The 14,320-nt window shown below is 71.6% G+C and carries 8 protein-coding genes; 1 reads left to right on the forward strand and 7 read right to left on the reverse strand.

The window, feature by feature from the left end:
- Positions 1 to 126 precede the first annotated feature (126 nt).
- On the forward strand, positions 127 to 783 hold the full coding sequence (locus J2X34_RS14890) for a TetR/AcrR family transcriptional regulator (protein ID WP_217487195.1): 657 nt from the start codon (positions 127 to 129) through the stop codon (positions 781 to 783).
- 53 nt (positions 784 to 836) lie between these two features.
- Here J2X34_RS14890 and recD read toward each other — a convergent pair whose 3' ends face one another.
- From recD to J2X34_RS14925, 7 genes are all read right to left on the reverse strand, one after another.
- On the reverse strand, positions 837 to 2,693 hold the full coding sequence (recD, locus tag J2X34_RS14895; RefSeq protein WP_429518074.1) for an exodeoxyribonuclease V subunit alpha: 1,857 nt from the start codon (positions 2,691 to 2,693) through the stop codon (positions 837 to 839).
- A complete protein-coding gene (locus J2X34_RS14900) occupies positions 2,690 to 6,022 on the reverse strand; it encodes a UvrD-helicase domain-containing protein (RefSeq protein WP_429518076.1) in 3,333 nt (1,110 codons plus the stop codon). The genes recD and J2X34_RS14900 overlap by 4 nt, the downstream gene beginning before the upstream one ends.
- Positions 6,019 to 9,270 carry an exodeoxyribonuclease V subunit gamma gene (recC, locus tag J2X34_RS14905; RefSeq protein WP_429518078.1) on the reverse strand — a complete coding sequence of 1,084 codons (3,252 nt, stop codon included), beginning with the start codon at positions 9,268 to 9,270 and terminating at the stop codon, positions 6,019 to 6,021. Before recC ends, J2X34_RS14900 begins: the two co-directional genes overlap by 4 nt.
- 292 nt (positions 9,271 to 9,562) lie before the next feature.
- Positions 9,563 to 11,044, reverse strand: coding sequence for an Ig-like domain repeat protein (locus tag J2X34_RS14910; RefSeq protein ID WP_429518080.1), 1,482 nt, complete (start codon positions 11,042 to 11,044; stop codon positions 9,563 to 9,565).
- Positions 11,045 to 11,363: 319 nt separating this feature from the next.
- Entirely contained in the window at positions 11,364 to 11,987 is a 624-nt protein-coding gene (locus tag J2X34_RS14915) for a LutC/YkgG family protein (protein WP_114722293.1), read from the reverse strand.
- Positions 11,987 to 13,498, reverse strand: coding sequence for a LutB/LldF family L-lactate oxidation iron-sulfur protein (locus J2X34_RS14920; protein ID WP_429518082.1), 1,512 nt, complete (start codon positions 13,496 to 13,498; stop codon positions 11,987 to 11,989). Before J2X34_RS14920 ends, J2X34_RS14915 begins: the two co-directional genes overlap by 1 nt.
- On the reverse strand, positions 13,495 to 14,250 hold the full coding sequence (locus tag J2X34_RS14925; RefSeq protein WP_174909325.1) for a (Fe-S)-binding protein: 756 nt from the start codon (positions 14,248 to 14,250) through the stop codon (positions 13,495 to 13,497). The genes J2X34_RS14920 and J2X34_RS14925 overlap by 4 nt, the downstream gene beginning before the upstream one ends.
- Positions 14,251 to 14,320 lie beyond the last annotated feature (70 nt).

Raw genomic sequence — 14,320 nt, forward strand, 5'->3', positions numbered from 1 at the left:
CAGCACTCCTTCGAACGTCACGCGGACCGGGCCTGTTCGACCGCTGGAATCGAGGCTAACCGCAAATACCGAGTACGTACTAGGTTTGTTATCTCGCCGTTATATTTGCCCGCCTACAGTGAGACCGTGACCACCCGCGAGAAGGGCAGAGATGCAGCCACCCGTCCCCGACGGGGCGGCAGCTACGCCGTCGGCCGGGCCCGGCGCGCCCGGATTCTGCACGTCGCGATGGAGGAGTTCGCCGAGAACGGCTACCGCGGCGCCTCGCTTGCCCGGATCGCCGAGCGTGCCGAACTCTCCCAACCCGGCCTGCTCCACCACTTCCGCAACAAGGAAGAACTGCTGGCCGCCACGCTGGACCTCCGCGACGAGATGGACGCCCAGCGCTTCGTCGACGCCGACGGCGCGCCGTTGACCGGGATCGCCGCCATGGAGGCCCTCGTCGAGCTGGTCGAGCGAAACCAGCGAGTGCCCGGGCTCGTCCAACTCTTCACGGTCCTCAGCGCCGAGTCCGCCACCGCCGATCATCCCGCCCACACCTGGGCCCGCACTCGCTACCGCCGCATCCGGGGGTTCATCGCGGACGCCATCCGCGGCGGGATCACGTCCGGCGAGTTCCGCTCCGACGTCGACCCCGAGGCGCACGCGTTCCGACTGGTCGCGATCATGGACGGCCTTCAGCAGCAGTGGCTGCTGGACGCCGAGGCGGTCGACATGGCGGCGGTGTTCGCGGCGTATCTGCACGAGACGTTGGACATGATCCGAGCCCGTCCGGCCTCGTAGCGATCTGGGCCCGTGCTGTTCCGGGCCGGGTCAGCACCCCGAGGGGCGCCCCCTCACCCGCGCCGCAGCCCGCTCGCCCGCAGGACCCGACGCTGCACGCCGGCGCGGACGGCGTCCTCGGTGCCCACGATCCGCACGTGCGTCCGGGCTCGGGTGATGGCGGTGTACAACAACTCTCGGGTCAGCAGCGACGACTCCTCCCCCGGCAGGATCACCGAGACGGTGTCGTACTGGCTGCCCTGACTGCGGTGGATCGTCATCGCGTAGACCGTCTGCACCGACGCCAGATGGCTCAGGTGCAGCAGGTACGGTTCCTCGCCGCGCGCGAACGCCGCCACCAGTTCGCCGTCCTCGCCGGTGACGACAACTCCGGTGTCGCCGTTGTAGATCCGGGTCTCGTGGTCGTTCGCGGTCACCATCAGCGGCTGCCCGGCGTACCAGCGTTCGGCGTCGAGCCGGCCGCCGATCGACTCCCCGACCCAATCCATCGCGTTGCGCGCCCACCACGACGCGCCGAACGGGCCCTCCCGGTGCGCGCACAGCAGCCGATGCTGCTCCGACGCCCGCAGCGCCGCCACCGCGTCACCGACCTGGGCCGCGTCCGTCACCGCCGCCGACGTCGTCACCACGTCGGAGCGCAGCGCGGACAGCTCGTCGGGCGCCACGAACGACACGTCCGGCTCACCGCTGCGCAGGATCTCGAGCACCCGGTCCTCGTCGCCGTCGCGCACCGCGACCGCCAGCTGCGCGATCGCGCCACCGAACCGCCGTCCCCGGCTGAGCCGAATCACGCCGCCGCGCAGTCGGTCCCGCTCGGACACACTCAGCGCCGCCTCGGCGGGATCGTCCGACGCCGACAGGTCCGCGCCGACCACGCGCGCCAGCACCGGGTTCTCGACCCCGGTCACCGGGCGGGCCACCAGGTCGGCGAGCACGGCACCGGCGTCGACGGAGGTGAGCTGGTCCGGGTCGCCGACCAACACCAGCCGCGCCTCGGGCCGCACGGCCTCGAGCAGTCGGCACATCATCGTCAGCGACACCATCGACGTCTCGTCCACCACGATCACGTCGTAGGGCAGGTGGTTGGTCTCGTTGTGCCGGAACCGGCTGGTCCCCCGCCGCCAACCGAGCATCCGGTGCAGCGTCATCGCCGACAGGTCGGCCCGCAGCCCCACCACCTCGGCCTGCTCGCGCACCGACTCCTGCAGCCGCGCCGCGGCCTTCCCGGTGGGGGCGGCCAGTCCGATCCGCAGGCCGGGCTGCTGGCGTTCGAGCAGCGCCAGCACCCGCGCGACGGTGTGTGTCTTGCCGGTGCCGGGCCCGCCGGCGATCACCGACGTCCGGTGCGTGGCGGCGACGGCGGCCGCGATCCGCTGCCGGTCCGGGGCGTCCGACGGCCGGGACGGATCCTGGTGGTCCCGGAACAACTCGTCCAGCCCGGCGCGCAGCAGGTTCTCGTCCACCGCGGGGTGCCCGTGGGCGCGCTCGTCGAGGATGCGCCTCACGGTCTGTTCCTGCCGGAAGTACCGGTCCAGGTACAGCAGGCTGCCCTCGTCGGACTCCACGAGCCGCAGCGGGCGCAGCGGACCCGCGTCCCCGCCGATCACCAGCGGGCTCGACCGCAGCCCGTCCATCACGACGGTGTCGTCGGGCCACGGCAGCGCCGCCGGGTCCACCTCGAAACCCTCGTCGACCGTCACCTCCCGAATCCGGCTGAGGTCCAGGCACACCGAGCCCGATCGCACGGCCCGCACCGCGAGCGCGGTCGCCAGGTGCACCGGCTCGCTGGTCTCCCCGCCGAGCGTCGCGAGCCGCAGCGCGACATGCACGTCGGCGGCCTCGAGCACCCCGGCCTCGTTGAACTCGCGCAGCACACCCTTGCCGCGCTGCGCGACGCGCGCCTCGATCATGCGCCTCCCTCACGATCGGTGATGCCGGCCAACAGATCCGACAGCTCCACCACCAGCGCGGCCGGTGGATCCCAGTCGAACACCCCGGCACCGTCCGGGGTGTCGGGGCCGACCATGCCGCGCACGAACAGGTATTGCACGCCCCCGAGATGCGTCGCCGGGTCGTAGCCGGGCAGCCGCCACCGCAGATACCGGTGCAGCGCAACCGCATACAGCAGCGCCTGCAGCGGATAGTGCGAGCGCATCATCTCCCCCGCCATGGCGTCGCGGGTGAAGTCGGCGGTGGTCAGCTCGCCGGGCGCGATGCGGTTGGTCTTGTAGTCCACCACCACGAATCTGGGGCCGGAAACGCCGGCGAGACGCAGCACCGCGTCGATGCTGCCGGTGAGGTAGCCGCGCAGCGGGGTGGGCTCGAGTGTCGCGAGCCGGTCCGCGTACGGGGCCAGCACGTCGTCGGCGGGCAGGTGCGTGCGCAGCAGCCGGGCGATTCGGTGCAGTGTCACGGCGATCGACGCGGGATCGTCGCCGCCGGCGAGTGGCAGCTCGAAGTCCAGCTCCGGCAGCCGGTCGGTGGGCGCGACGTCGGCGAGGGTGCCGCCCCCGGCGAGCGGGGTGCGCAGCACCGGCAGCAGCGCGGCCGCCAGCGCCGCCGGATCCACCTGCGACATCCGGGCCGCGACGGCCTCGTGGCAGTGCCGCAGCAGCTCGGCCTCGAGGTCGTCGGCGGCGGTGTCGACGTGTTCGAGGATCTCGTGGACCAGGGTGCCGAACACCGCGCCGTACGGCATCTCGTTCATGGTCGACGCGAGCCCGGGCGCGGGCGCCGGGGCGATCAGCGCGGGCTCGGCCGGCTCGTCGTCGGTCTCGGGTTCCTCGGCCTCGCTGGTTACGCCCGGGTGCTCGTGCGCGGACGCGGTGAGCGCCGAGTACGACGTTCGCCGCCATCCGGCGTCGAGCACCCGATCGAACACCGCGGCCGCCAGCTCGCCGGTCTCCTCCTGCGGCGGCGTCCACGACACCTCCGGGACCGGGTCGGCGCCGACGGCCTCCACCTCGATCGTCACCGGCGCGGCCTCCGCCCAGCTCGTGAGCTGCTGCGCCACAACGGGATCCTCCGGCACACCCACCTTCTGTGGGACGTCGCCCACGCCCGGTTCGCGCCCGAACAGCATCCGGTGCAGCGGTGCCTCGTTGGTCGAGTAGGCCGGCGCCCACCACAGCACCAGCTGGCACTGGGCCCGGGTGAGCGCGACGTACAGCAGCCGCAGGTCCTCGCCCGCCGCCTCGGCGTCGCGGCGGCGTCGGCGCTCCCCGTAGCCGGGACTGCCCTCGCCGCCGATGTCGAGGATCCGCCGGCCCTCGTCGTCGTGCAGCAGCAGCCGGTTGGGGTCGGCGAACCGCCCGGTGCTCCACCCGAACGGCACGTACACGATGGGATACTCGAGCCCCTTGCTGGCGTGGACGGTCGCGATCTGCACGGCCGCGGCGTCGCTGTCCAGGCGTCGGCTGCGGTCGCCGCCACCGGACTTGGGGTCCTTGATCCGGTCGACCAGCCAGCCGGTGAGCGCGGTCAGGCCGAGCGATTCGTCGACCGCGACGGCGCCGAGCAGCTGCCCGATGTGCCGCAGGTCCGTCAGGGTGCGCTCCCCCGACGTGATCGTCAGCAACCGGGCCTCGAGACCGGAGTCGGCGGCCAGCCGCTCGAACAGCGCCGCGAACCCGGACTGCGCGAACACCGCCGACAGCTCCCGCAGCTGCCCGCCGACGCGCGCGACCAGTTCGTCACTGCGCGTGTCGATCTCCTCGGCGCTCCAGCCGAGCAGCGGCGTGAGCGCGGCGAGCCGCACCCGATCGGGTCGGTGCGGCTGCTCGAGCGCCTGCAAAACCTGCAGCCAATGCTGCGCGGCGGGCGTCTCGAACACGCTGGTGCCACCGGCCAGCACCGACGGCACCCCGGCCCGGTCGAGGGCCTCGCGGACCAGCGCGATCTGCGCGTTGGTGCCGGCGAGGATCGCGATGTCCCCCGGTTCGACGGGACGCGCCGCGCCGTTCAGGTCGAGGGTGGCGTCGCTGTCGAGCAGCCGGACGATGTCGGCGGCCACGTCGGCGGCCACGCGCGTGCGCAGCGCGCCGACCGCCGGGTAGCCCGAGTTGTTGAGCCGTCCGGCCCCGGCCCGCGACAGATACCGCAGACGCAGCGGCGGAGCACCGTGCAGCCGGGAACCCGTCTTCGCCGCCGAGACCGGGTGCACGACGATGTCACGATGCCCGAGCGCCGCGCCACCGTGCAGATGCCCCAGCGCGGCAACGAGTTCCGCGTCGCTGCGCCAGTTGGTGGTCAGTTCCTGGCGGCTGGCGGCGGCCCCGACGGCGTCGAGGTAGCTGAGCACCTCGGCGCCGCGGAACGCGTAGATGGCCTGCTTCGGATCACCGACGAGAACCAGCGTGGAGTGCCCGTGGAACGCGGACCTCAGAATCCCCCACTGCTGCGGATCGGTGTCCTGGAACTCGTCGACGAGCACGACGCGGTAGCGGTCGCGCACCCGCCGGCACGCCGCCGCCCCGTGTTCGGGATCGGTGAGCACCCCGTGCAGCAGCGCGGGCAGGTCGTCGAAGTCGCGGATGCCCGCCAGCCGCTTGCGGCGCTGCGCCTCGCTCCGGACCGCGGACGCGAACGCGACGGCGTCCCCGGCGCGGCCACCGTCGGCGCCCTCGGGGGCCAGCGTCGACTGCGGGTCGAAGATCGCGGCCCGGGCGGCGGCGCGGGCCTCCGACGGCCGGAGCGTCGGCGAGTCGGACCGTGCGAAGCGCTGCAGGAACAGGTCGGCGATCACCTCGGAGACGAGGTCCTCGGCCTCCTCCACCAGCACCGCGTCCGGATCCCGCTCCCCGGCGATGCCGAGGCCGTCGAGCATCCGCTGGCAGAAGCTGTGGGTGGTGACGATGGTGCCGGCGTCGAAGTCCGACAGCGCCTGCAGCAGCCGTCGCCGACGCGCCGCGACCTCGGCGTCGTCGGCGCTCGCGAGGTGCGCGACCAGCGGATCGCTGCTGGCCCGAGCAACACTGGGATCCGCCAATCCGGCTGCGGCCGAGGCGAACCGCTCCCGGGTCCGCTCCCGCAGTTCCTTCGTGGCCGCGCGGCTGAACGTGACCAGCAGCAGCTGCGACAGGTCGATGCCCTCCTCGGCGACGAACCGGGCGGCGAGCCCCACGATGGCGTAGGTCTTGCCCGTGCCGGCGCTGGCCTCGAGCACGGTGGTGCCGGCGGGCAGCGGCGCGAAGAGGTCGAACGCGGTGTCCGTCACCGTCGGGACGATTCCAGCGGTCACGGCTCTCCCAGGGTCTCGGCCGCGAGCAGCGGGCCCCACAGCACGGCGGCCTCGGTGCCGAAGCAGGTCGGTTCGTACGCCCCGGGCGGCGCGGGCTGTTCGGTGAGCACCGACAGGCTCGCCCCGGACCCGTGCACGAACTGGACGTGACGGTCCTTGCCGTCGCCGAAGTCGCCACCCCACGCGCGTTCGGCCGCGACCAGCGCCAGTTCGATCGACCGACCCCGGAACCGCTGGTCGGCGTAGGCCGCCGACGCGCCCAGCGTCACGGGCAGCGGTGAGACCAGGCCCCGGTCGCGCATCGCCACCAGCCGCGCCAGGATCTGCGCCGGGTCCTCGGGCGCCGCGAGCGACGAACGCATGACGGGGGTGCGGCCGCTGCCGCGGCCGGTGGTCACGGCGGTGAGGCTCTCGGCCCGTCCCGTCGACGCGACCGCCAACAGCCGCACCCACGCGCCGATCCGGTGCTTGGGCGCCAACCGGGAGAACGTGGTGCGCGCGAGCACGTCGCCGTGCAGCCCGTCGACGGTGCCGACGAGCCGACGTCCGCCGAGGTCGACGTCGATGTCGACGGCCTCCGATCGCCCGGTGTGGACCGGCCCGGCGGACCGGGCCAGGGAATCGACCGTCCACTCGATCTCCGACAGCGCGGTGTCGCCGAGCTTCGCGGGCGGCAGGGTGCCGCGCCGCCACTCCGCGGCCCGGAACGCCGCGGGGTCGATGCCCGCCAGGCGTGCGGCGAGCATGCGCTCACCGATCCCCCACCGCGCCAACGGATCCAGTTCGAGGTCGAGGGCGTCGGCGACGTCCTCGTCGAGATCCGGCACCCGGAATCCGAGTCGCTGGCGCAGGAAGCCCTGGATCGGGTTCTCCAGGAACGAGATCAGCTCGGCGAGGTTCACATCGCCCGGTTCGAGCGGCGTCAACGGCTCCGGCAGGAAGTCCGGCAGCGGCAGCGGCGGCCGCTGCGCGGCCCGGGCACCGGCGAGCGCGGCGCGGTCGAAACTCCGCGGTCGATCCGGATCGAAGTTGCGGGGATCGAACGGCTGCAGGGGATGTCGCGTGACGGCGTCCGATCCCGTCATCGCCTCGAGCACGTCCCGCAGCTCGCTCAGCGGCACCGCCGGCGGGCGCGGGGTGCCGTTGACCGGGTCGGCACCGGTGTAGAACAGCAGCAGACGCCCGGTCGCGGACATGATCGCGTCGAGCAGCAGCTGCCGGTCCTCGCTGCGCGGATCCCGCTCCCCGAGCAGCGGATCGCGGGCGAGCACGTCGTCGCCGTCGATGTTGGTGCCGCGCGGGAACACGTCGTCGTCGAGCCCGAGCAGCACCACGACGCGGTGCGGCACGGACCGCATCGGCACCATCGTGCAGACGGTGAGCTCGCCGGTGCGGAAGTTGGCGCGGGTGGGCCGGCCGGCGAGGCGGGAGCGCAGCATCGCGCGGACGTCGGCGAGCCGCAGCTGCGCGTCACCGCCGTGCTCGACGGCGGCGGCCAGCTCCCGCCGGGCCTGCCCCAGCTGCCAGGCGTCCGCCTCCGGCACGTCGACCAGCAGGTCCAGCGCCCGGCCCAGCGCCGCCGACCACTGCTCCCCGGACTGCGGGCCGGTGAGCCCGCGCAGCGCGACGTCGAGTCGGTCGACGTACTCGGCGAGCCGTCCGGTGAGGCCGATGTCGTTGCTCTCGACGTCGTCGAGAGGCAGTGCGAGCGAAAGCCATTCGTCGTCGATGTCGTCGGCCGCGGCACCGAGCAGGATGCGGTCGAGCGCCGCCCTGAGGGTGTTCTGCTCGAAGTCGGCCAGCCCGAAGGTTCCGCGTTCACGACGGCCGATGCCCCAGCGGGCACCCGCCGAGGTGGTCCACTCGCGCATCCGCTCGAGGTTGTCGTCGTCGAACATGAACCGGCGGCGCACCGGCGCGGTCGCGGCGAGGTCGAGGACCTGGCTGACGGTGACCCGGGAGTCGGCGAGGTCCAGCAGCGTCGCGACGACACCGAGGACCAGGTTGGTCTGGTGCAGCGCCCGGTCCGCGAGCCGCACCCGCAGCCGGTGCCCGGGATGGCTGAGCTGCCCCTGCACGCCCTGCCCGAACGCGGCCCGCACCAGCGGCGCGTAGGTCTCGACGTCGGGGCACATGACGAGCACGTCGCGGGGCTCGAGCGTCGGGTCGTTCTGGAACAGGTGCAGCAGGCGCTCACGCAGCGCCTCGACCTGGCGGGCGGGCCCGTGGCAGGCGTGGATCTCGACGGTGTCGTCGTGCGTCCACGCGGACGGCACGCGGTCGGCCGCGATGTCGGACTGGAGCCGGCCGAGCAGCGTCGGGGGCCGCGGCGGTCCGGGGTGGTGGACGTCGACCATGTCGGTGGCGCGGAGCCGGGACTGCAGCTCACGCACGTCACGGGCGAGGCTGCCGAGCAGGGGATGCGCCACCTCGAGCGCGCGGTGGTCGTCCACGCGGCGCCGCGGCGGATCGGTGTCGGCCATCCCACCCCACATCTCGAGACTGGGATGCGGAGTCCACAGGTGCACATCGCGATTCGCGCCGATCGCGGAAAGCACCGCGATCTGGTCCGTGCCGAGCCGGGTGGGACCGAACAGGGACAGACGCTCGGGCAGGTCCAGCAGCCCGGGTTCGGTGCGCAGCCGCGCGCACGCGTGGTCGAGTCGCTCGGCCGGGCTGGGGCTGCCGATGCGCTCGCGCAGTCGGCGCCACAACTGCGGCTGCCACAGCAGGTCGTCGTCCAGGGCGCCGGTGCCGTCGGTGTCGCGGCCGGCAACCCAGTCGACGAGCATCGCGGGACGCTGCGCGCCGTAGGAGCGGAACAGCTCGGCCAGGTGCGCGGCCGTGCCGTAGCGGCGCCCCGCACGGTGATCGTCGCTGCCGTGGCCGAGGTGCCGCGCGAGTACCGAGCACCAGGATTCGTCCACGCAGTCGTCGATGACGGCCAGCAGCGTCCACAGCATGCGCGAGGGATGCCAGGGGTCGCTGTCGATGTCGTAGCCGGTGGCCGCGGCCAGCGCCCCGTCCACCAATCGCGTCGGGGACGGGAAGTCGATGTTGGCGGCGATCCCGTCGCCGTCGACCGCGCCGAGGACGCGGGACAGCCGCTGTGTGAGCCACCGCTCGACGCCCTTCGCGGGCACCGCGACCACCTCGCGCTGGAACGGATCCGAGAGGGGCCTGACCAGTACATCGGCGAGCGCGGACGCGAGTGTTCCAGCGCTCTCCGCGCGGTGCAGCGTCAGCAAATTCCGTTCCCCCTCGGCGTCCCTGCACCGTGTCGTCGGGCAATTCCAGGGCCTAGGAGTATCACATGCTCCGGACAACTCAGCCTATCCGGAGGGCCGTCGGTCCGAGCCGCCAGCACACCTCGGGGCACGACAGAGTTTTGTACAAAACCAGACCCTGCGGAATCGACAGGCCTCAGGTCTTCCCGGTTCCCGCCAGAACATTCTCGGCACCAGGTCGAGCGGGGTCTGTTCCCGGGCCGTTGTCGGCCGGGAACAGACCCCGTCGTTGTCGGTGGCTGCGCGCTACTTGCTAGTTGCCGGATCCGAAGCCGCCGAGCGAGCCGAGGCTGCCGGTTCCGCCGGTTCCGGGGCCTCCGGGGTCGCCGCCGGGCGCGACGATCACGGACACCTGATCGGAGGAGGCGTTGACGGTGCCCTGGCCCGAGTACTCGGCGGTGACGGTCCGCTGGCCGGCGGTGGCCGGGGTCCACGCGGTGGTGGCAGTCCCGTCGGATCCGACCTGGCCGGTGCCGATGACGGTGCCGCCGTCCTTGAAGGTGACGGTACCGCCGGCGTTGGCGGGGTTGACCTTCGCCGTCAGGGTCGTGGCCGTGCCGACGGCGACGCTGCCGAGCGGGTTGAGGGTGGTGGTCGAGTCGGTGGTGGAGACGGGTGCCTCGGCGACGTTGACCTGCACGGTGGTGCCCGATCCGGTGACGCCGTCACGGCCGGAGAAGGTGGCGGTGAGGGTGTGGCTGCCGGCCACCGTGGGCACCCACTGGTAGGTGACCTTCCCGTCGTTGCCGACCGGCAAGGTCGCCAGTGTCGTGGTGCCGTCGCGGAGTTCGACGGTGCCACCTGCCGCGGTGGGGCTGACCGTGGCGGTGACGGTGGAGGCGCGGCCGACCTGGGCGCCGGTCACCGGCGCAAGCGCGACCGTCGAGGTGATGTTCTGCTCGGCGACCTGCACGGTGATCGTCCCCGACTGGGACGCGGTGGAGAACGCGGTGTCGAGGAAGCCCGCGGAGAGTGCATGGCTGCCCCGGAGAGTGGGGGTCCAGGCGAGGGTCGCGGTTCCGCCGGCATCGATGGTGGCCTGGCCGATTACGGTTGCGCCGTCGCGGAATTCGACGGTGTCACCCGCCGCGCCGCCGGTGACGGTGGCGGTCAGCGTGCTCGGCACGCCGACGCGGGCGCCGGCGACGGGGTCGAGGGTGGTCGTGGTGGCGGTCTTGGCCATCGTGATCGACGGGCCCTTGGTGCCGTAGTTCCCGCTGCCGAGCGATCCGCCGTAGTCCATGCCGGTGGCCAGGGCGGTATCACGGGCGCAGTTCTGGCCGACCTTGTAGCTGACGCTGAAGACGGGGTTCCGGAAGAAACCGGGGCGATTCTGGACCACCCAGTCGGTGACGCCCCAGGAAGCGCGGACGTAGCCGGTCCCGTTGCCCTCGTCGGCGACGACCTCGGGATTGGAGACAGGGTATTCGCTCTGGCCGATCATCTTGGCCGAGCCCGGGACGTAGGCCAGGCAGGACGGGTGCCGGTCCTTGACGTTGTAGATGAACTCGTCGACCCAGCTGGTCCGGTCGAACTTCGTCGTCACGGTGATCGTGTCGCCGACCGCGGGGGCGGTGTTGCTGACGGTGCGGGTGAAACGGGAGCTTCCGTCGTCCCAGGTGATCGACCCGGGGGCTGCGCCGGCGACACCTGCGCCGAGGAGGGCGAATGCACCAGCCGTCAGTGTCGTTGCCGCGCCGACGGCGATGCCACGCGTCATCGCTCGTGATGTCATGTGTTTCCTTTGCTCGCTGGTGTCGCGACCGCCGACATCGAGGTCGCACCGTTGGTTGAGTGGCCCTGCGCTGGGTGTCGGAGCGGTCGGGGCGGCGATACGACAGACTGCGGATCGGGCCACACAGATCTCCGTTCGATCAAGCACATTCCCGCAGCATGTGACTGCAGGAGCCCAGCGAAAGCGGTGCCCGTGCGCGATACGAATCACGCACGGGCACCTTTATACAGACAATCGTCCAGTTGCCGTGGGGCTTTCGCGGACCGGTTTGCCGAGAGCGAGAGAATCCGCAGGTCCGCCGTACAACGCTGAGAACTGCTCAGCCCACGATGACGACGTGCAGGTTCCGGGGCCCGTGGACGCCCTCGACGCGTTCGAGTTCGATGTCCGAGGTCGCCGACGGCCCGCTGATCATGGTGGTGGGCCGCTCCGGCACCAGGCGCGCCATGGCCTCGGGTACGCCCACCTCGATGCTGTCGACGGTCACGACGCACACGTGCAGGTCGGGCACCAGGGTCAGTGCGCGACGGCCCTGATCCGGGCGGGCGTCGAGGAAGATGGTGCCGGTCTCGGCGCACGACACTGCGGACGCGGTGACGACGCCGTCCAGGTCGGACAGCTCCGGTGCCGGAATGTCCGCGGAGTCGACGACGATCTCGCCGCCGAACTGCGACAGCCACGAATCATCCAGTCCGGCAGGCACACCGACACGGCGCGCTCCGACATCACCGAGCACCCGTGCGAGCACCTCGGGCAGCTCGGCCACCGAGCTGCGGTGCACCACGGCCTTGTAGTCGACCAGCCGGTCCACCAGCAGCTCGACGCGTTCGGCGTCGGGCATCGTGCGTCCGGTCCGGTAGGTGCGCGGAATCTCCTGCGGGACCGGTGGGGCGAGCGTCAGCGCGTCCCGGATCCGGCCCATGATCACGTCACGCGAACTCATCACTGACCGTCCTTTCGTGCATCCGCGATCGCGGCGCGGCCCTCGGCCGAATCCCACCACTGCCGGAACGTCTGCTTCGGCGGAGCAGGAATGTCCCGGGCGGCAGTCCACCCGCTCAGCGGCGGCGGCAACGTCGAGATCTTGCCCTTCTTACCCGCCATCACCCGACCCAGGCCGGCCGCCTTCTGCGCCAACGTGAATCGCTTGGCCGACGACATCACCACGGACGCCGCCTTCATCGCGGCCGCCTCGGCACCGAACCGCGACTGCTCCACCTTCTGGTGCCGTAGTTCCACGAGCAGCGACGGGATGTCGATCTTGACGGGGCAGGCGTCGAAGCACGCGCCGCACAGGCTCGACGCGAACGGCAGCGTCGAATTGGGGTCGTCCTTGCCGTCCATGCCCGCGAGCTGCGGGGTGAGGACCGCGCCGATGGGGCCCGGATAGGTGGAGCCGTAGGCGTGACCGCCGGTGCGCTCGTAGACCGGGCACACGTTCAGACACGCCGAGCAGCGGATGCAGTTGAGGGCCTGCCGGCCGATGCTGTCGGCGAGGGCGGCGGTGCGGCCGTTGTCGAGCAGCACCAGGTGGAAGTCCTGCGGGCCGTCACCGGGCGTGACGCCGGTCCACATCGAGGTGTACGGATTCATCCGCTCACCGGTCGACGACCGCGGCAGCAGCTGCAGGAACACCTCGAGGTCCCGGTACGTGGGGACCACCTTCTCGATGCCCATCACGGTGATCAGGGTCTGCGGCAGCGTGAGGCACATGCGCCCGTTGCCCTCGGACTCGACGACACCGAGCGTGCCGGTCTCGGCAACACCGAAGTTGGCGCCCGAGATCGCGACCGGCACGGTCATGAACTTGTGCCGCAGGAACTTCCGCGCCGCGGCAGCGAGGTGCCTGGGGTCGTCGTCGAGTGCGGGGTCGACGTCGGCCATCTCGCGCAGGAAGATCTCCCGGATCTCCGCGCGGTTGCGGTGGATCGCCGGGACGAGGATGTGCGACGGCTTGTCGTGGCCGAGCTGGACGATCAGCTCGGCCAGGTCGGTCTCGTACGCGTGGATGCCGTTCGCCTCGAGGTGCTCGTTGAGCTCGATCTCCTGCGTGGCCATCGACTTGACCTTGATGACCTCGTCGGAGCCGGTCTCCCGGACCAGACGGGTGACGATCTCGTTGGCCTCGTTCGCGTCGGCCGCCCAGTGCACGGTCCCGCCGCGCGCGGTGACCGCCGCCTCGAGCTGCACGAGCAGCTCGGGCAGCCGATTCATCACGTCGGTCTTGATCGCGGACCCGGCGTCGCGCAGGTCCTCCCAGTCGGGCAGCTCGCCGGTCACGTTCAGCCGCTTGGCGCGAATGGTGTGGGTGGCCTTGCCGATGTTGCTGCGCAGCTGCGTGTTGGCCAGCTCGTGGTGCGCGGCCGCCGGGAACTTCTCGGTGCCGCGCAGGAACCCGACACCCTTGGGCGCGCGGGGCGGGAACGCCGGCAGTCCGAGCGCAACGACGCTCATGCGGACACCTCCACATCGGACTCGACGGAGGCGAGGATCTCGGCCAGATGCACCGTCCGGGCACCCATCTGCAACCGGGACATCCCGCCACCGATGTGCATCAGACAGGACGAGTCGCTGGCGCAACAGAATTCGGCACCGGTGTCGCCGATGTTGCGGATCTTGTCGGCGAGCATCGCCGTCGACGTCTCGGCGTTCTTGATCGCGAAGGTGCCACCGAACCCGCAGCAGGAGTCGGCCTCGGGCAGCTCCACGAGGTCGATCTCGCGGACGGCCCGCAGCAGCTGCAACGGCTTGTCGCCGACACCGAGCATGCGCAGCGAGTGGCAGGTCGGGTGGTAGGTGACCCGATGCGGGTAGTACGCGCCGACGTCGGTCACGCCCAGGACGTCGACCAGCAGCTCGGACAGCTCGTAGGTCTTGGCCTTGACGGTGTCGACCCGCCCGCACAGCCCCGCGCTCCCGTAGCGGGAGGCCACGATCTCGTGCTGGTGGCGCACCGAGCCGACGCAGGAGCCGGAGGGCGCGACGACCGCGTCGATCGAGGTGTCGCCGAACGTGTCGGCGTAGTTCTCCACGAGCGGCAGCGCGTCGGGCTGGTAACCCGTATTGACGTGCATCTGCCCGCAACATGTCTGTGCTGGCGGAAACACGACTTCGTGCCCCAGCCGAGTCAGCAGGAGGGCGGTCGCTCGGGGGGCATTCGGGAACATCGTGTCCCCCATGCACGTGGCGAAAATCGCGATTCGCATGCGGATCTCCGGAATCGTCCGACGGTGTGGTCAGACCACAGTAACGCATGGTCAACGGCCCGACACACAC

It is taken from the genome of Rhodococcus sp. BE178, from assembly GCF_050433545.1.
In the GTDB taxonomy this organism is placed as follows: domain Bacteria; phylum Actinomycetota; class Actinomycetes; order Mycobacteriales; family Mycobacteriaceae; genus Prescottella.